An 18,668-nucleotide genomic window follows, 5' to 3' on the forward strand; every position below is an offset into this window, starting at 1 on the left:
GTACAAATGCTCGAAACCTGATTCACCACACAATGAAGACCGTACAGAAATCCGATTTATGGATGCTGCACGGTCTTTTTTTGTGCAAATTCAAAAAGATCGGAGGAAAAACGAATGTGAGGGAAAACAGATTGATGGAGGTACGGTATCAGGACAGTGCGCAGGGCATCATGCTCACCGGCTATGCGGACACAGTAATTGCAGATCCGCAGTACAGGCTGGTCGGTATCCGCTTTGGCGGCTATCCCGAGATGGTGCAGGGCATGTCTGCTGCGATTTGCGGTGGCGCCACGGTCACCATATCCGCAGAGGAACAAACGTATGTGCTGACCGCAGAACGTGGACGGTATCGGAAAACGCTGATCCATGAGGGTTCGTACACGGTAGCAACCATTCTGTGGGATGACAAAAGCGTCAGCAGGAACATGTCGGAGAACAAGAACGAGGAGAATGCCGATGATTCGGAAAGAAGAAATGAAGGAAGTCAGACACGGGAAGCCTATTTGCTCTGCGCAGCAGGGGATCAAGATGCGTTATTTCACGAAATAGATCGTGTCAGCACGATCCCTATGATCCCGCAGTTCGCGGATTACCTGATCGCAGAGCTGCAGGCACGGAACATTCTCACCAGATGCCTTGTGCGGACAGTGTACGAGCCGTTCGAGGCATGGCAGCTTACCTGCACACCGGAAGATCAGAATATTGCGGATGTGGTGACAAGCGGCCTCAAAAGCGGCGAGATCCGCATACCTGGCACGCAAGACGGCCAAACAGACGCCTTTCGTGAGATTGGCGGCGTTGCAAGCTATCTGAATGCGTTCGGATCTGTCATTGCCGCCCGTATCCGTGGGCAGTTTGACCCGCTGTATGACCCGGCAACAGAGCCGTTGTCAGAAGCCGTACTGGAGTTGAACCGCTATGTTGAACAGACGGCCGGTTATCCCTTGTATGGCGCGCAGCTTGCGGCAGCGGAAGCGCTGCGCCGTAGATTGCAGAAAGACAAGCTCGGGCTGCTGATCGCGGAATGCGGCAGCGGAAAAAGCAAGGTCGGCAGTCTGGCGTTGCAGGCGTATTTTCTGCAGAAGCAGCGGAAGTGCCTGCACATCGTCCTTTGTCCGTCCCACATGACGGGCAAATGGGTACGGGAGCTGGATGAAACCATTCCGGATTCGCTGTCTGCGGTCGTGCAATCGCCGGAAGACTTTGACGCCCTCTATGCGGAATATGTCCGCGGCAGCCGAACGGTCTTTGCCGTACTGTCCAAGGAAACCGCGCGGGATGGCTATATGCGCCGACCGGCGGTGCGCTGGAACGTGATAAAGCGTGGCTTTACCTGCCCGGACTGCGGCAGTGTAATCCAGATGGAATTTCTGGACTGCGGCAAAAAGACGCTGATAGACGCGACATCGGACTACTTCCGTACCGAGACCCGCGCCAACCGCAAGTGCGAATGCTGCGGCGCTGTCCTTTGGACGGCCACCACCGCGGAGGAGCAGAGCGAATGGGTACGCATCAGCCATGTAGGCTATATCCATCGCCGATTTGCCGGACAGGCATTAAAGGCCTGCAAAACCGCGGCTGCGAAAAAGCAGTTGGAGGAACTGGGGCGAAACCCAAACCGCTTCATGACCGCCCGCGGCGCCTGCCGCCGGTTTCCGCTCAGTACCTATATCAAAAATAAGTACAGCGGCAAAATAGACGGCTTGATCGCGGATGAGCTCCACCAGTTCGCAGCGAACAGCGGACAAGGCGATGCCATGGGTGAGCTGTTTGCCGCCGCAAAGAAGTGCATCGGCATGACAGCGACCCTGATCAACGGCTATGCGTCCGGTATCTTCTACCTGCTGTATCGTACCTGTTCACAGCTGATGCAGCAGGATGGACAGACATTTGCCGCACAGTCGCATTTTGCGCAGGAATACGGCGTGATCGAGGATACCTACTCGGTGACAGAAGGCGGTTATAACTCGAATCGCCGCGCGGTCAAGCGCAAGAAGCGTTCAAGACAGCGACCCGGCGTGTCCCCGTTGGTGTACAGCCGCTTTCTGCTGGAAAGCGGCGTATTCCTCACCCTGATGGACATGGGTAAGGAACTGCCAGAGTACGAGGAAATCCCCGTGCCGCTCTCGCTTCCGGAAAAACAGTATCGGGCGTATGCGCAGTTGGAAAAAAGCTTTCAGGAGCTTTTCAAGGATCGCAGCCGAGAAGGCCGCAAGCTGGCGCAAAAGCTGCTGTCCGTTTACCTCAATCTGCTGATGGCCTATCCGGATCAGCCGTATGGACATAAGCCGATCGTGCATCCTGTCACCGCAGACCCGATTTTGATACCGGAGGACAGCGGTGCGCCGACGGACGAAACCGAAAAGGACGCAAGGACGCTCGACATCATTCGTGCAAAGGTTGCCGCTGGGGAGCGCGTGCTGCTCTACGTCAACTGGGTGCGTCTGGATAGCCGGACACGCCTAAAGCGCTTTCTCTCGGATGCCGGTATCCACGCCGAGATCATGGAGGATACCGTGCCACCGCGGGGACGCGAGGCATGGGTGGCGGAAAAGCTTCGACAAGGAATGCAGGTGATGATCACAAATCCCGGGCTCGTGGAAACCGGACGTGCGTCCGTAAGGACATCTTGTTTCGTGTGATACGAAGGTGTCCGCGGACTGTTAGGAATTCTGCTGTTGGCACAGCAGCAACATAAAAGTATCAAAAAGTTGTCATCACCCGATTTATCCGCAAGGGAAACTGCGCGGGGAGTGTAGCATATCGGGAAAGCGGTAAGTCGGCAGAGCTATCCATGCCGCGACTGAACTGCAAGATGAAAGGTCAGTTATGAGGATAAAAGCTGGATTGCCTGAATGACAGTCCGAGGGGTCATACTCCAGTCCCTGACACACGATAGCTGAAGTGTCAGGCGGTACAAGGAACTTCATAGAGTCCTGATGAAGGTGTCCATGATACTTTTGTACCGACCAACCGCAATAAGCGGCAAAGGACGAACGTCATATCCGACAAGCTGACAAGCCATTTCTAACAGTCTAACCGGAGATTACCTAAACCGGAACGCCCCACAGGGCTATGCGTAATGCCGCAAGGTGATAAATTCCAAGGATTAACACCCCGAGGAAGATGACGCTGAAAATCCGGCATGGTAACGGAGGTCCCATAGTAGTTCGAGGGCGGGAAAACCGTCTACATGGCGAAGGGGGCCAGTTTGTCTATCAATATAGAGAAAGGAACGGTGTGTGAGACACCATGAGAAATCCAATCGACGTATTGAACAGTCTGAAATCCAAAGCAAAAGCCCCAACCTATCATTATGAGCGCCTGTATCGCAACCTTTATAACCCAGAGTTTTATTTGCAGGCGTACTACAACATCTATGCCAAGCCCGGAAATATGACTCCCGGAACGGACGGGCAGACCATAGACGGAATGGGTATGGAGCGTATCGGAAAACTGATTGAAAGTCTAAAAGACCACAGTTACCGGCCAAATCCCGCACGACGTACCTATATCAAGAAAAAGAACGGAAAAATGCGCCCGCTGGGCATCCCGTCTTTTGATGATAAGCTGGTGCAGGAAATCGTGCGGATGTTGCTGGAGGCTATCTATGAGCCGACTTTCTCCAACTATTCTCACGGTTTTCGGCCTAACCGAAGCTGCCACACGGCACTTTTGCAGTTACAGCGCAACTTTAGCGGAACAAGGTGGTTTATAGAGGGCGATATTAAGTCGTTCTTCGACAACATAGACCACACAGTTCTCGTAGGAATCCTGCGCAGGCGCATCCATGATGAGTATTTTCTTGCTTTGATATGGAAGTTTCTGAAAGCGGGATACCTTGAGGACTGGACTTTTCACCGCACCTACTCCGGCACCCCACAAGGCTCCATCATCAGTCCTATTCTGTCAAATATCTACCTAAACGAGTTTGACAGATACATGGAGCAGTACATGGCATCTTTCAGAAACGGAGCGTGGCGGGACAAGTACACCCCATATTGGAAACTGCATGAACAAATTCGATGGCTTGAAAAAGGCAAATACAAGCCGGAAATGTGGGAAGAAATGGACGAAACGGCAAGAGATACGGCCTTGCGGGAAATTAGGGAAAAAACAGCCCTCAAACGGCAAATGCCGGCATATGACCCCATGGACACAGAATACAAACGTCTGCAATATGTAAGATATGCAGACGACTGGATTTGTGGAGTCATTGGCAGTAAAGCAGACGCTGAAAAAATCAAGTTAGACATCAAGCAGTTTTTGTCGGAAGAACTCCATTTGGAATTATCCGATGAAAAAACGCTGATAACGCAGGCAAAAGATGAGGCCAGGTTTTTAGGCTTTGAAGTCTTTGCCAGCAACAGTGACCATATAACAACCAGCAAAAATGGCCACAAGATGCGATCCATGAGCGGAAAGATTCTGTTGTATGTCCCCAAAGACAAATGGCAGAAGAAGCTGCTTGATTATTCAGCGTTGAAAATCACATACCGAGAGGGGCGGGAAATCTTCATCCCTACCGAACGCACCTACCTAATCAACGGTGATGACCTTGAAATCTTAAACCAGTACAATGCGGAAATCAGGGGCATCTATAACTACTACCGCATAGCGGATAATGTCAGTGTTTTGGGCGATTTTTACTATGTAATGAAGTACAGCCTGTTCAAAACCTATGCCGCCAAATACAAAACACGCATCAGCCGTATCCGTAAGAAATACGGATATAAACGCTTCGGCGTGAAATATCCGAGTAAAAGTGGAAAAGCGGTAGCGTACCTGTATGACGAGGGGTTTAGAAAGGACAAAAGAATGGTTTCTGCCCCGGCAATGGATGTTATTCCGATGGTACACAGAAATCTCAACTCGACAAGCCTGATAAGTCGGTTGAAGGCCGAAAGGTGTGAATGGTGCGGAGCGGAAAATGTTCCTATCGAAATGCACCATGTTCGGAAAATCAAGGACTTAAAAGGCAAAGCCGGGTGGGAAATCGTGATGATAGGTCGCAAACGCAAGACTATGGCGCTATGCCGTGCGTGTCATGACAAACTGCACGCCGGCAAATTAGACTGACAGACAAAGGGAGAGCCGGATACGCCGAGAGGTGTAAGTCCGGTTCGTGAGGGGGGTACTCGGAAACCTGCCGTAGTAATGCGGTAAGGCGCTGGGCGCCCACCCTACTCGATCTCAATGATTTCACCACACTGATCTTCTATGACATGGCGTTTAAGCTGTTCACGTTCCGGCAAGCGAGCCGCAGGTCATGGCGTATCAACCAGACCGCGCCGCGGGTGGAAGTATACATCTTGTACTACCGCCATACCATGCAGGAGCGTGCCGTCCGGCTGATGGCGTCCAAGCTGTCGGTCGCCGGCATCATCGAAGGCGGCGTCATGACGGATGAAGGTCTGGCTGCGATGAGTGAAAGCGAGGATATGATGTCTGTGCTGGCTAAGGAATTAGCCGAAGGCATCCGGCATGAAAATGCCGTCGAGGACATCGCCGCTTCTTTCCGCAAGATGGCCGTGCTGCATCCAGTGCATAAACAAAATGAACAGGAAACCGTGCAGATACCAGAAAGCAAACCCGTACAGAGGAAGATAAGACCAATTTTGCAGCCTATTCAGGAACCGGAACAGCTTTCGTTCTGGGAACTGGCAGGCTAAAGGAGTGGATGAATGATGCGTTTTACAGCAAACCGTTCAGAATTGCTGCCCATCCTAAGACGCTGTAGTCTTACAATCGGCAGACGATTTGAAAGCCGAGAATTATCGTGCGTCCTGATGGAAGCCGACGCTAAGACCAATACCGTCATGTTCACGGCGCGAAGCAAAGGCTGTGTACTGCAGATCCGGCATGGCTGCCGCGTGGAACAGGAGGGCAAAGCACTGCTGTTCGCCGCCGTTTTTCAGCGGATGCTGGAACTGTTTTCGGACGAAGCGACGACCGTCGCGACGGATGACCGGCGGATCGAGGTGCGCAACGCCAAGTCGGCCTATGAATTTGCACTCATGGATGTCGGCAAGTATCCCAAGGCGGATCAGCCTGCTCCGGAGCAGCTGCTGGACTGTGAAAACTTCAGCGAGATCAGCACCAAGGTGCTGTTCTCTGCCGCGCGCGGGGAAAGCACCCGCCCACAGCTCAAGTGTGTGCGCCTGCAGGTCCATGACGGCCGTTTCAGTGCGTCAAGCTGCGACGGATACCGCATGACTGTTGCGAGCGACACGGCGGCGCAAGACGCGCCGCTGGATGTGTTGATCGAGGCAGACCAGATGAAGACGCTGCTTGCTGTTTTCCGCGGCATTCCGCACTGCAAAATCGGCACCGGCGATGGCAAGGTACTGTTTATCGGGCCCGGTCTGGTGTTCACGGCGACGCTTGCAAGTTATGGCGCGCTTAATCTGGATACGCTGCTGACAAGCTTTCGGGCAGACAGCGCACTGCATCTGGACGGCGCTGCGTTCAACGCAGAACTTCGGCGGATCGGTGTAGGTCATTCGGCTGGCGCCAGCGTGATTTTGCAAACGGCAGGCGGTGTGCTGCGCTTGTCTTATATCAGCGCGGACAAGCAGCCGCTTACCAGTGAATCGGAAGTGCCCGCAGAGATCGACACGCTGCTGCCAAAGGAAGGCTTCTGCTATAACTATTCCTATTTGCGGGAAGCCGCGGCCTTGGTACAGGGCAGTGCTGCCCAGATCTGCTTTGACAGTAAGGGGACGATGCAACTCAGCACGGAGCATGAGACGCATATATTGATGCCCAAACGGATGCCGCAGGTGAACGCAACCACGAAAAAGAAGAAAGCTGCGTAAAGGAGAAGTGTATGAAGAACAAGAAGTTGATCCTGATCCCCGCTTCCGCTGCAGAGCGCATTTATCCGTTGCGCCCGGAAAACCGCCTGCTCAGCGCCGTCGGCCAGTTCGAGCCCAAGAGGCTCAACTGCTGGTATCCGGTGCAGAGCTACTTCCTCACGACGCAGAGCATTGATGAGGCCAACGCGGTATTTCACCGGCTTTGCAAGACTGTATTGCGCAACGGTCAGACCATGCGGCGGTTCTGCGCGGCCAACCCGGAAGCGCAGCAGCATGACTTCTGGTGTCCGACATACGACTTTGTGTATTTCGGCGCGGTCAACGACTACCGGCTGCGCTGCATGATCAACCACGGGGATTTCAACTACATGATGATGGTGTATCAGAAAAACCAGGATAATTTTTTGAAGGGAGCTGCCTGAAATGAACGAAAAGACCATGAACCGACCTTTGTCTGAAGCAGAACGCGCGCTCGTGGAGCGCTATCACAGCCTGATCTACCGTGTGATCGGCGATTTGCACCTTGGTGCGGACGCGGCGGCGGATTTATACGGCGACGCGGCGTTCGGTCTGGTATTTGCCGCACAGCAATACCTGACTGAGGAACGGCTGCAGAAATACCGTTTTTCCGATGTTGCGTACAGCCGTATCCGCAACGCCCTGCTGCGCCAGCGGCACAAGGCGCGCAAAGCGCCAGTAGTGCTCAGTCTGGACGCATGGCAAAAGGACGGCAGCACGTTGTATGATGTCCTGCCGGACGACCGTAATGCTGATCCGGCCGAGATTGTGACCCGCAAGGAGCACAAACAGGTGCTCCGTCAGCACGGCGTGCGCAGCTGCAAGGTGTATCGGTTCCCGGTTTATGCCGCCCCCGGAAAGGAGGCGGCATGAGATGGGCGTGCATACCGGCGTTTTTGTGGTCTACTACCTGTACCGTTCACGGTATTCGTTTGTTGCAGGCCATTTGGTGAAAGACGGGCATCATGTGGTTGATTTGAGCAATATCAGCAATGCGCTCAAATTCACTTCGGAGCACATGGCACGGGAGTTTATTGGGGACGATCTGGATCGTCCGACAGATGGACCATATTTCGTGTCTGAGCTTACGCTCGGTGAATTGCTCGAACACTGCCCGGAACTGTATGAAGTACGACGCGCGACCATTCATGGAGGTGCTGCATGAGTAAGAAAGGCTTTCGTCAGCGCAGCTTTGCTGAACCCGGCTGCATCGGTTGTGATGCACATCTGGATTTCGGTCTGAGCCGCTATTGCGCCGGTTTCAAGAACAAAAAGCGACGCAAGGCATTCCGCAAGAGCGATCCGGCGTACAGGGCGCCGAAGTGGTGTCCCAAGCGGAAAAGCCCCTGTGAATACCGCATTTACAGTTATGCGGACGCACAGGCCGCGGCACTGGCACGGGCGTTTGCGGAAGATGAAATCAGTAGCGGAGAGCTTGCTTTCCCGTTTGCGCACCGGTACCGGCTGCGCGCAGAAGGCAAGACCGGTCTTACGCCGGCATTGTTTTTTGAAAATGCAAACAGCCCAGACGAAATGCCGCTTTTGGAAGGCGAGGAGATCGGACAAGGCGACGTGGTGGAGATCGACACCGGACTGGCGCAGTTTTTCTTTTACTGCGCCGCGCCGCACGATTTCCGTCCGGCATTTTTCGATGTCAAGCGCGTCCGAGAGACCGCGGAAGATAACGAGGAGGTTTGCTGATGGCTAATCTGATGCTCTACGCGAAGGAACAGGGAAGCAAGCGGTTCGGTGCAGTCGATATGGCGAGCCACACCTTTCCGGTGGGTCTGATGTATGCGACCATCGTGCCGGAAGCCAAGCTGGAGGTGCTTAAACAGCGTGCCAGCCTGCTGCACCGCATGAATCCGCGTATCGTATTTCAAATTCGCTATGCCGGTACGGCAACAGTGCTTTTTCAGGCGGGAGGTGATGAGGCATGAAAGCACTGAATACGGATGCGGTACGCAGACTATACCGCGGCAAGTATGCACCGGCAAGTGAACAGCAGGAGATCAACGGCAACCAGATTCGCGGGCTTTCTTTCCGTATTACGCTGGCGTTTGCAACAATGGCGGCAGTTTCAGATAATGCAACACAAAGTCTGCTGAACGCTGTGGCGCATGATATTGGTCTGCTGCGCGATTTGGAACGTGAGGATTCGTTCATCAAGGGATTCCGCTGTGCGGTAGAATTGCTCGAAAAAGGAGAAGTGACCCATGCTAAGAGATAAAATGTTGGCAGTGATGCAAGAAATAAACGGTAAGATCGCAGAGCGTGAAGAGCTGATCCAGATGATCGCGTTGGCGATGCTCTCCGGTCGTAACCTGTTCATTCTGGGTACGCCCGGACAGGCCAAGAGCTTTGCGGTCAATGAGTTCCGGGGGCGTATCACCGGGGCAAAGCAGTTTGAACGTTTGTTGTCCAAGCAGACGGACGAAGAAGCCCTGTTTGGGCGACTGGATCTCGCCAGCCTCATCCCGGGCGCTGTCCCGGCGCAGGTACTGGCAGACGATGCCACGTATCAGAAGCTCAAGCAGCAGCTGATACAGGCAACGGATGATTTTCGCGCCGACCCGGCAGACACCGGTGTTGCTTCGCGGATGCAAAACCTAACGGCAGCACTGGAACAGTACCAGAAGGGGCTGTCCCTGCTGCACGGCGGTACGCCGACAACCATCACCGCAGGCAAGATTCCGGATTCGCATATCTGCTTTCTGGACGAGATCTTTAAAGCCGGGGATGGTCTGCTCAATTCGTTGCTGACTGCGCTCAATGAGCACCGGTATACGAATGAGGGCGTGACGGTAGAGATTCCTGTGATTTCGTTCTTTTCGGCATCCAATGAGATGCCGAACTTTCGGAACAAGGAGGAACAAATCCTCGCGCCGCTCTATGACCGTTTTCAGCTTCGTGTGGTGACCCGCGATGTGCAGGAGCGCAGCGCTCGGCTTGCCGTTCTGAAGAATAAACAGGATGGGCATTTTGGCGATGTGACAGCGACCTTCTCGCTGGAGGAACTGTATGCTATGCAGGCGCAGGTGAAGCTGGTTGCTATTCCGGATGCCGTCAATGAGCTGATGGACGATGTGCTTTGTGAGCTGCGCCGGGAGGGCATCACGGTGTCCGACCGTACCTATTTCGGTTACGGCCCGGTGGCGCAAGCGGCCGCCTGGCTTGCCGGACATACCGAGGTGCAGCTGGCAGATCTGCTCCAGCTAAAAAACTATCTCTGGAACGAGCCGGGAGAGATCGAAAAGGTACAGGCCGTACTGACGCGCCTGTGCGACGATCCGCTCCGCACACGGCTTGAAGAACTGCTGGCCAAGGCGGCTGAGATACGCGATGCGTTCGACACTGCCCCTGACAACGGAAAGGCCAAAGCACTGGTACAGCTGCGCACGAGCTTTGCCGGTCTCTATCGCGAGTGGCAGGCACTGGATGCCGGGGCCACTACCGACGAACAGCACCGGCAGTCTGCTGACGCGCTGAACACCTTGGAAGAGATGAGTCGCAAGGCACATGAGGCGTGCGCTTTCACCCCTGTGCCGCTGGCTCAGCTGGCCGTATTGCAATCAGCTGCTTAATATAAGGAGGACAAAATTATGTTGAATAAGATTATCCTGATCGGACGAATGACGAAGGATCCAGAACAGCGTGGCAAAGACCCGGAAAAGCCGATCGCGTATTTTCGCATTGCGGTAGACCGCGATTTCAAGCGCGAGGGGGAACCGGAAGCGGACTTTTTCGACTGCTCGGTCTTCGGGCAGCAGGCGAAGTTCGTTCTGCAGTACGGACGTAAAGGCCGTCTGGTGTGTGTCGTAGGTGCGATGCAGCATCGTGAATGGCAGGATCAGCAGACCGGCGAAAAGCGTACGGCATTTGAAGTGGTGCGCGTCGATGTGCATTTTCTGGACAAAAAGCCGGATGATGTACAGATCGGCAAGCCTGCGCAGCCGACGGCGGCGCCTACAGCAGGCTATGCTGCCCCGAAGGGCGCAGCCCCTGTTGCACCCAGCTATATGGCGCCCACGCCGCAGCAGGCCATGCCGCAGGCAGCACCGGCTGCACCGGCAACTGTCATGCAGGCACAATCTGCCGCTGGTTACCCGCAACCCGTACCGGGTGCGGCAGCGCAGTTTACAGTGCCCGACTTCAGTGGTGTACCGGAAAACTATGCGTGGGGACCGGGCGGAATGCCGACCGGCAACACGCCGTTCTGATAGAATCACAAGGTTAGTAAAAATGGAAAAGCAGGGCATTTACCCTGCTTTTCCTCCATACTGATGGGAGGTTTGCAATGAAATATCGTTTTTTCGCTCTCGATCAGGTGCTGCGCTCACCTCTGTTCGACTTTTCCAACCCATATCAGCCACCAAAGCGCACAGACAGGAGTACCTGCTCGACACGGCTGGGAGATATGGATTTTGCAAAGGCAAGCGAACCGTATTATCTGGAGGACGAAGTCCTGCCGTTACTTGCCGATCTGTTCCATTTGCTGTTTGCACAGGAACTGCGCCTGACCCGCCCAGACGAACGAGAAGGATATGTGCGTCTGGTGCAATCTGCCTTTGTAGACAATCTGCTGAAGCGTGATGATTTCCTGCAAGTACGCAGCCTTTGCAAAGGCAATGCGTTTGCAGCAATGGAAGCGGCACGCGCATACCAACAGGCCGTGGAGTCCGACATGCTGGCCTGCGCCGAGGAGATAGAACCTCTGGCATCCGTTCTGACGCGGTTAGAGCGGCGGCATGATGCAGCCAATGCAAAACTCCATGATCTGGTGCAGCGGGCACAAACCGACCCGGCTCAAACACCGGCGGCATTGCAAACAGCTGTGAAAGTTGCCAGCACCGCCGAACAGATGCGTGTGGTATCCGGCATGATCCAAACACGGCTGCAAAAGCGCAGCACGGAAACCGCGCAAGTGATTTGCGATGCCATATGTTGCAGTTTGGATGCAGCTGTGCTGGCGAAATGCGTGGCACAATGCTGGGGCGATGAAAGCCAAAGTGCGCCGCAGCAGGCGGAACACAATCAGGCTCTGCTTGATTGTGTCCGGAATAACCCTATGCTGCAAGGCATCACTCGTCAGCTGGGGCGCATGAAGGAAATGCTTTCCGATCTGCGTAAGAACGACTACACCCACGGCCGCGGGGAGAAGTACACTGTCACGCGCGGATACGATATAAAAAATCTGCTTTCGGGCGAATTGGCACTGGTGGCCTCTCCGGCCACCACGCCGCTGTTCCTGCGCAAGTATCACGCAAAAGGCTTGCTGCAATACACCAAAAGGGAACGCGTTCACAAAGGCTACGGCGATGTGATCGTCTGCCTAGACGAATCCGGCTCGACGGAAGGCGAAAATGCGGAATGGGGCAAGGCGTTGGCGCTCGCGGTGCAGGATATCTGCGCGTATGAAGGGCGCAGGTTTGCACTGATCCACTTTTCGGGCAAAGGTCAGTTCCACACCGACTTGTTCTTGCCGGGGCAGTACACGTCTCAAGATCTGCTGTCCGCCGCCGAGCACTTTTTTGATGGTGGCACCGACTTTGAGACGCCGATTCGGGAAGCCCTGCGGTTGATAAACGAGGAATCGTTTGAAAACGCGGATATCCTGTTTATCACGGATGGCGAAGATTCCATTTCCAATGAATTGGCATCCGAATTGCAGGAAGCAATACAGGGTGCAAGGTGCGCTGTGGTAGGTTTGCTGTTGGATGCAGATAGTCCGGGTATGGAGTTTGTGCTGGAAAAGTTCTGTGAACGGGTTTATCGTGTAAGTGAAATGTATGACAAAGATGATATCCTAACCCATCTGTAAAATCCACATCTTATATATCGAAAGACCATGCTGTGCTTTGTAAGAGTTCAACATGGTCTTTTATTTATGCGAGAATAAGTATAATAATTTCTGATTCGACCTAATTCGACATAATTTGCAACAGCTATGTGCTTAAATTGATTTGTCGAAGAAAGTCGAATTATGTCGGATAGAAAGGTGATTTCAATGCAAATTATGCTTACTTCTATTGCTAAAGCGAAAACTCTACACTATGTGAACCGATTGTGGCTCACTGTAGAGTGAAACTGTGCTATTCTTACGATAGAAACAGAAATTACAGACGATTCCGTTTTATGGACAAATCATCGGAGGCATGAACATGCAAGAAGGGTTGGGAGTCAGACTGCGTAGATTGCGCATTAGTCAGGGATTAAAGCAATCCAGTGTCGCAAAATCCGTTGGGGTAAAGAATGGAACGATTTCGGCATATGAGAACGGCATACGAACCCCTTCGTTCGTTACTTTGACAAAACTTGCAGAAGTCTATGGCGTTTCTGTGGATTATCTGATTGGAAACGAATACAAAAACGAAACCGTGTTTTCTCATCTGCATGGTTGGCAAAGAGAGTTTGTAGTGGAAGTTGCAAACCTGCTAATACATAAATACGATCGCTAATTTGCGATAACGTCAGCAAGCATTCGTGGTATTATGAATTACGGTAATCCATTTGTACTCGCAAAACGGATGTTTGCCAGACCTTATCTATATATCATTTGCACCTTGAAAATAAAAGAGCATGGGTGCGCTCCTATGAAGCAAGCGCCGGAAAGCTGCAACCCGCTGGGTTAAATGAGCAGATCAGCAGCGACCGTCGGCGGCTGAAGACCGACGGATTAGCAGGTTTATCAAAAATATAACCTGCTATTGGTTATTGAGCATCAAAGTAGCCTTGGTCTCTGACAGTTGTGGCTACTTTGATGCTTATCATCCAACTTATTATGTGCCAGTGGAAGGAAAAATATGAACAAAGAGGTGTATATTCATGACAAAAATTGCATACAGTGCTCCGGAAGTTGCACAATTACTCGGCATAAGCAAAAGTGCAGCATATAATCTGATGCATCGTGAAGACTTTCCATCGTTCCGAATTGGTAGACGATGGCTGATACAGGAAAGCTGTTTAAATGAATGGATAGAAAAACAGCCTGACCTCAGTAAAATCACGGCCCATAATTAAATTTATATGTTATAATAATGATAATATCCAGAAGAGTATGTGCCAGAAAGGAGTCTATGGATAAAATGGCACGAAAAGCAAAAAAGCGAGAAGCCGGAAGCGGAACCATTACTAAAAGAAATGATGGTAGATGGCAAGCACAGTATGTATCAGGACGAGACACTGCTACAGGTAAAATCATTCGTCATACGATTTATGGTAAGACGCAACGTGAGGTTGCTGAAAAACTGCGATCCGCGATCTCTTGCATCGACAATGGCACTTTTCAAGAGCCTAGGAAAATAACGCTTGCTGAATACGCAAAAGAATACATAGAGAACCATGTGTCTACATTATCACCATTAACACAAGTCTCATATGAAAAAAATCTTCGTATTCATATTTTGCCTGCGTTAGGGAAGCGAAAACTGACGGATTTAACCAGACGAGATATTCAAGCATTTGTTTCTTCGTTGGGTAAAAACGGGAAAGAGTTGTCTCCAAAAACCATCCGAGTAATCCACGGGGTCTTACATGCATTGTTAGCTGCAGCAAAAAGAGATGAGATTCTTTTCCGGAATGTAGCTGATGATTGTACATTACCGCGCGTCACACAGACAAAAGCGAAAGCCATTACCACCGATCAATTAAAGCCGTTTCTCGATGCAATCAGACACGATAAGTTTTATCATATATACTATATTGCTATTTTCTCTGGACAACGAGAAGCTGAGGTGCTTGGTTTACGATGGGATGATGTATACTGGGAGACAAATAGTATCGTGATTCGTCAACAGCTACAGATTGTTCCCAACACAAAACCTGCCCAATATCAATTGGTTCCTCCTAAAGAAAACAAACAACGCCGTATTATACTTGCTCAAAGCGCAATGCAAATTTTGCGTTGCCAGCTTATCAAGCAACAAAGAATGCAATTGCACGCTGGTTCTTTGTGGAGTAATCAATTGAATCTGGTATTTACAAATGAATTCGGAAAACCGCTTCATCATTTTGCGGTTTACAGTCATTTGAAAACTATCTTCAGCAGTTGTGGAATGGAAGATTTTACATTCCATTCATTGAGGCATTCATTCGCCACAATCTCCATCGAAAACGGAGATGATATAAAAACAGTACAAGCAAATTTAGGGCATCATGCAGCTGCGTTTACATTGAAGACATATGCTCATGTAAGTGATCGAATGCAGCAAAACAGTGCAGCCCGCATGGAGGAATTGATCTCTTCTTTGGAAGCAGCAGAATAACAGTTGCTGTCAAGATTGCTGTCAGTTTTTTTGAAGCCGCTTAATAAGTTGAATAATATAGCGAATAAATGCAAAAATCCTCACTTCTCATAAAGAAAAGTGAGGAAATTTGGTGGACCTGAAGAGATTCGAACTCTCGACCTCTCGGATGCGAACCGAACGCTCTCCCAACTGAGCTACAGGCCCATATTTTATTTTTTTAAGCATTTTTTAACTGCTCTTGACAAGTAAATATTATACATGTAAAATAAACACGTGTCAAGCATTTTTTTGTGCCTGATGAAAAAAGCGTGCATCAGCCAGATGCGCCAAAAGGAGAATTGAAAAATGAAAAACAGCGAAAAGACAATGGAAAAAATCGTCGCCCTGTGCAAGGGCCGTGGCTTCGTGTATTCCGGCTCGGAGATTTACGGTGGCCTTGCCAACACGTGGGACTATGGTCCGCTTGGCGTGGAATTCAAGAACAACGTCAAGGCGGCATGGCGCAAGAAATTTGTGCAGGAAAGCCCCTATAACGTCGGCCTGGATTCTGCTATTCTGATGAACCCGACCACTTGGGTGGCTTCTGGCCACGTTGGCGGTTTTTCCGATCCGCTGATGGACTGCAAGGACTGCAAGACCCGTCATCGTGCCGATCAGCTTATTGAGGATGCAACCGGCGAAAACCCGGCTGGCTGGACCAACGAGCAGATGAAAGCATATATTGACGAACATCAAATCGCTTGTCCGAATTGTGGCGGACATAATTTTACGGATATCCGTCAGTTCAACCTGATGTTTAAGACCTATCAGGGTGTTACCGAAAACGCAAAGAACGAGATTTATCTGCGTCCGGAAACCGCACAGGGTATCTTTGTCAACTTCCAGAATATTCAGCGCACCACCCGTAAGAAGATTCCGTTCGGCGTAGGACAGGTGGGTAAGTCTTTCCGCAATGAGATTACGCCTGGTAACTTTACGTTCCGCACCCGTGAGTTTGAGCAGATGGAGCTGGAATTCTTCTGCAAGCCCGGTACCGATTTGGAGTGGTTTAAGTATTGGAAGGATTACTGCCATAACTGGCTGGTGTCGCTGGGTATGAAGGATGAGAACCTGCGTCTGCGCGATCACGATCCGGAGGAGCTGAGCCATTACTCCAATGCGACCACCGACATCGAGTTCCTGTTCCCGTTTGGCTGGGGCGAGCTGTGGGGCATTGCTGACCGCACCGACTTCGACCTGACCCAGCACCAGAACACTTCGGGCGTTTCGATGGAGTACTTCGATCAGGAAGCGAACGAGAAGTATATTCCGTACGTTATCGAGCCGTCGCTCGGCGCGGATCGCGTGGCACTCGCGTTCCTGTGCGATGCGTATGATGAAGAAGTAGTTGGACAGGATAAGAACGGCAAGGACGATGTGCGTACTGTGCTGCGCCTGCATCCGGCGCTGGCGCCGTTCAAGGCTGCGGTGCTGCCGCTGTCCAAGAAGCTGACGGAAAAGGCAATGCCGATCTGGCAGGAGCTTTCCAAGCAGTTCTCGGTGGATTTCGACGATGCTGGTTCGATCGGCAAGCGTTACCGTCGTGAGGATGAAATCGGTACGCCGTACTGCGTCACGGTGGACTTTGAAACCGAGCAGGACGGCTGCGTAACCGTCCGCGATCGCGATACCATGGAGCAGGAGCGCATCAAGATCGAAGATGTGGCTGCTTATATCGCAAAGAAGATTGCGTTCTAAGTAAAATATGTAGAAAAACCGCTGCCTGTGCAGCGGTTTTTCTGTTAGGAAGCGTGACGATCCTCGGCATTGTTGTTGCCGCGGAAGAGCAGGGAAATGCACCACAGTGCAGCCAGCCCGACCAGAGCAAAAATGATGCGACTGACCGCGCTAGCCTGTCCGCCGAACAGGAATCCAACCAGATCGAAACCAAACAAGCCGATGCTGCCCCAGTTCAGTCCGCCAATGATGGCAAGAATCAATGCGAGTTTATCAAGAAACATATAAAAACTCCCCTTTCCGGTTTTCCATAGTATGGCCGGAAAGGGGAGAAAACATGCGGTTGAATTGTTTTTTATGCCAGCGCTGTTACAGCTGGGAGAATACCTGACCAATCGGTGCGTGAATGACCAGATCGGCGCGGCGGTCGGCGGGCGTTTCGGACTTGTTGACCAAAACTAGCTTATTGCCGCGGTAATAGTCGATCAGACCTGCTGCGGGATAGACAGCAAGGGAAGTACCGCCGATGATGAGGATATCCGCATTGCGGATGTATTCCACGCTTTTATTGATCGTATAGCTGTCCAGACTTTCCTCGTACAGAACAACATCTGGTTTGATTGTGCCGCCGCAGTCGCATTTGGGAACACCGGTACCGGCAGCGATGTCGCGCACATCATAGGGCTTGCGGCAGCGCATGCAGTAGTTGCGTAGCACAGAACCGTGCAGTTCCAAGACCTCTTTGGAGCCTGCTTTCTGATGCAAGCCATCGATATTCTGCGTCACAATCGCGCGGCATTTTCCCATGCGCTCCCACTCAGCCAGCTTGAGGTGTGCCGCATTGGGTTCTGCATCCAACGCAAGCATTTTTGCGCGATAAAAGCGGAAGAATTCTTCCGGTTCCGCCATGAAAAACGTGTGGCTCAAAATGGTTTCCGGCGGATACTTGTATTGCTGGTTGTACAGGCCGTCTACCGATCGAAAGTCTGGGATGCTGCTTTCGGTGGAAACACCAGCACCGCCGAAAAATACGATATTATCGCTGGTGTCCACCCATTCTTTCAGCTTGGCAATTTGTGCATCCATGCGTTTCTGCCTCCTTTTATTCTACGAAGGAAACGATACCTTCCTTGCGGGGCTTTGCAGGTGTCTCCTTAGCAATATAGCCGATGGCAGCGGAACAAATGACGATGTGATCTTCAGGTACGCCGTACTCGGTCAGCAGGGCACGCACCTTCGGGTCATCGCAGCACTCGCGGATCTGGTTGATCCAGCACGAGCCGAGTCCGAGTTCGGTTGCCATGAGCAGCAGATTCTCCATTGCGGCAGCGCCGTCGACAAAAGCGTGATGTTCATCGCGTTTATAGGAAATGATAATATTGACTGGGGCACCGTAGAAATTGTAATCCGGGCCACGGTTATCGGCTTCCGCAACCGCGCGCGCCAGTGTCAGTGATTTTTCTGCGCTGTATACTACGGTGAAATGCCAAAGATATTTACCCATACCGGAGGGAGCCCACTCGGCGGCCTCGACCAGCTGCATGACTTGGTCTTTGGGAGGGAGTTTGGATTCAAACGCACGCGTAGAGCGGCGGGATTTGATGATCTGCATCAGGTTGGACATGGAAAAACCTCCTTGATTAGAATAAATATAGTATAGCCCCTATGCGGTCATGTTTCAAGACAACATCACCAAAAATGCAGATTGATGTGTAAAAAAACTGTGAAAAGCAGGGTTTCTGTGATATACTGATACAGATTCAAAATGATAAACAGGAGACGGATACGATATGATTACAATCAGCGATCTGAGCTTGAATTTCAGCGGAGAACCGCTGTTTAAGGACGTGAATCTGAAGTTTACGGAAGG

20 protein-coding genes and 1 tRNA gene are annotated in these 18,668 nt (G+C 51.7%); 17 read left to right on the forward strand and 4 right to left on the reverse strand.

Annotation, left to right across the window (positions count from 1 at the left end):
* Window positions 1–116: 116 nt before the first annotated feature.
* From ABGT74_RS09635 to ABGT74_RS09710, 16 genes are all read left to right on the forward strand, one after another.
* Window positions 117–2,642, forward strand: coding sequence for a hypothetical protein (locus tag ABGT74_RS09635; RefSeq protein WP_346705375.1), 2,526 nt, complete (start codon window positions 117–119; stop codon window positions 2,640–2,642).
* A 610-nt stretch (window positions 2,643–3,252) separates the two neighbouring features.
* A complete protein-coding gene (locus ABGT74_RS09640; protein ID WP_346705376.1) occupies window positions 3,253–5,079 on the forward strand; it encodes a reverse transcriptase domain-containing protein in 1,827 nt (608 codons plus the stop codon).
* Window positions 5,080–5,225: 146 nt separating this feature from the next.
* Window positions 5,226–5,672: a hypothetical protein gene (locus ABGT74_RS09645; RefSeq protein WP_346705377.1), complete on the forward strand. Its 447-nt coding sequence runs from the start codon at window positions 5,226–5,228 to the stop codon at window positions 5,670–5,672.
* Between the two features lie 12 nt (window positions 5,673–5,684).
* Window positions 5,685–6,818 carry a hypothetical protein gene (locus tag ABGT74_RS09650; RefSeq protein WP_346705378.1) on the forward strand — a complete coding sequence of 378 codons (1,134 nt, stop codon included), beginning with the start codon at window positions 5,685–5,687 and terminating at the stop codon, window positions 6,816–6,818.
* 11 nt (window positions 6,819–6,829) lie between these two features.
* Window positions 6,830–7,240 carry a hypothetical protein gene (locus ABGT74_RS09655; RefSeq protein WP_346705379.1) on the forward strand — a complete coding sequence of 137 codons (411 nt, stop codon included), beginning with the start codon at window positions 6,830–6,832 and terminating at the stop codon, window positions 7,238–7,240.
* A 1-nt stretch (window position 7,241) separates the two neighbouring features.
* Entirely contained in the window at window positions 7,242–7,709 is a 468-nt protein-coding gene (locus ABGT74_RS09660; RefSeq protein WP_346705380.1) for a hypothetical protein, read from the forward strand.
* 1 nt (window position 7,710) lies between these two features.
* A complete protein-coding gene (locus tag ABGT74_RS09665) occupies window positions 7,711–8,001 on the forward strand; it encodes a hypothetical protein (RefSeq protein ID WP_346705381.1) in 291 nt (96 codons plus the stop codon).
* Complete coding sequence (locus tag ABGT74_RS09670) at window positions 7,998–8,537, forward strand: hypothetical protein (protein WP_346705382.1); 540 nt, start codon at window positions 7,998–8,000, stop codon at window positions 8,535–8,537. Before ABGT74_RS09665 ends, ABGT74_RS09670 begins: the two co-directional genes overlap by 4 nt.
* Window positions 8,537–8,776, forward strand: a complete 240-nt coding sequence (locus ABGT74_RS09675) for a hypothetical protein (protein ID WP_346705383.1) — start codon at window positions 8,537–8,539, stop codon at window positions 8,774–8,776. The genes ABGT74_RS09670 and ABGT74_RS09675 overlap by 1 nt, the downstream gene beginning before the upstream one ends.
* A complete protein-coding gene (locus ABGT74_RS09680; RefSeq protein ID WP_346705384.1) occupies window positions 8,773–9,066 on the forward strand; it encodes a hypothetical protein in 294 nt (97 codons plus the stop codon). Before ABGT74_RS09675 ends, ABGT74_RS09680 begins: the two co-directional genes overlap by 4 nt.
* The gene (locus tag ABGT74_RS09685) at window positions 9,053–10,420 is read left to right on the forward strand and encodes an AAA family ATPase (RefSeq protein ID WP_346705385.1); all 1,368 of its coding nucleotides are present in this window, start codon (window positions 9,053–9,055) and stop codon (window positions 10,418–10,420) included. Before ABGT74_RS09680 ends, ABGT74_RS09685 begins: the two co-directional genes overlap by 14 nt.
* An 18-nt stretch (window positions 10,421–10,438) precedes the next feature.
* Window positions 10,439–11,056: a single-stranded DNA-binding protein gene (locus ABGT74_RS09690; protein ID WP_346705386.1), complete on the forward strand. Its 618-nt coding sequence runs from the start codon at window positions 10,439–10,441 to the stop codon at window positions 11,054–11,056.
* 77 nt (window positions 11,057–11,133) lie between these two features.
* Window positions 11,134–12,657: a VWA domain-containing protein gene (locus tag ABGT74_RS09695; protein WP_346705387.1), complete on the forward strand. Its 1,524-nt coding sequence runs from the start codon at window positions 11,134–11,136 to the stop codon at window positions 12,655–12,657.
* 340 nt (window positions 12,658–12,997) lie between these two features.
* Window positions 12,998–13,294 (forward strand): helix-turn-helix transcriptional regulator, encoded by a 297-nt coding sequence (locus ABGT74_RS09700; RefSeq protein ID WP_297284304.1) that lies wholly within the window; start codon window positions 12,998–13,000, stop codon window positions 13,292–13,294.
* A gap of 367 nt (window positions 13,295–13,661) precedes the next feature.
* Entirely contained in the window at window positions 13,662–13,856 is a 195-nt protein-coding gene (locus tag ABGT74_RS09705) for a helix-turn-helix domain-containing protein (RefSeq protein WP_297284305.1), read from the forward strand.
* A gap of 56 nt (window positions 13,857–13,912) precedes the next feature.
* Complete coding sequence (locus ABGT74_RS09710; RefSeq protein WP_346705388.1) at window positions 13,913–15,100, forward strand: site-specific integrase; 1,188 nt, start codon at window positions 13,913–13,915, stop codon at window positions 15,098–15,100.
* 110 nt (window positions 15,101–15,210) lie between these two features.
* Here ABGT74_RS09710 and ABGT74_RS09715 read toward each other — a convergent pair.
* Window positions 15,211–15,286: transfer RNA gene (locus tag ABGT74_RS09715), tRNA-Ala, on the reverse strand.
* Between the two features lie 141 nt (window positions 15,287–15,427).
* Here ABGT74_RS09715 and ABGT74_RS09720 point away from each other — a divergent pair.
* Entirely contained in the window at window positions 15,428–16,819 is a 1,392-nt protein-coding gene (locus ABGT74_RS09720; protein WP_297284474.1) for a glycine--tRNA ligase, read from the forward strand.
* A gap of 44 nt (window positions 16,820–16,863) precedes the next feature.
* Here the strand turns inward: ABGT74_RS09720 and ABGT74_RS09725 are convergent, their stop codons facing one another.
* The 3 genes from ABGT74_RS09725 to ABGT74_RS09735 all read right to left on the reverse strand — a co-directional run bounded on the left by ABGT74_RS09725 (window position 16,864) and on the right by ABGT74_RS09735 (window position 18,422).
* Window positions 16,864–17,082, reverse strand: coding sequence for a DUF378 domain-containing protein (locus tag ABGT74_RS09725; protein WP_297284473.1), 219 nt, complete (start codon window positions 17,080–17,082; stop codon window positions 16,864–16,866).
* Window positions 17,083–17,167: 85 nt separating this feature from the next.
* Window positions 17,168–17,884: an NAD-dependent protein deacylase gene (locus tag ABGT74_RS09730; RefSeq protein WP_346705389.1), complete on the reverse strand. Its 717-nt coding sequence runs from the start codon at window positions 17,882–17,884 to the stop codon at window positions 17,168–17,170.
* Between the two features lie 16 nt (window positions 17,885–17,900).
* The gene (locus tag ABGT74_RS09735; protein WP_346705390.1) at window positions 17,901–18,422 is read right to left on the reverse strand and encodes a nitroreductase; all 522 of its coding nucleotides are present in this window, start codon (window positions 18,420–18,422) and stop codon (window positions 17,901–17,903) included.
* Window positions 18,423–18,668 lie beyond the last annotated feature (246 nt).

This window comes from uncultured Agathobaculum sp. (assembly GCF_963927765.1).
GTDB lineage: Bacteria > Bacillota > Clostridia > Oscillospirales > Butyricicoccaceae > Agathobaculum.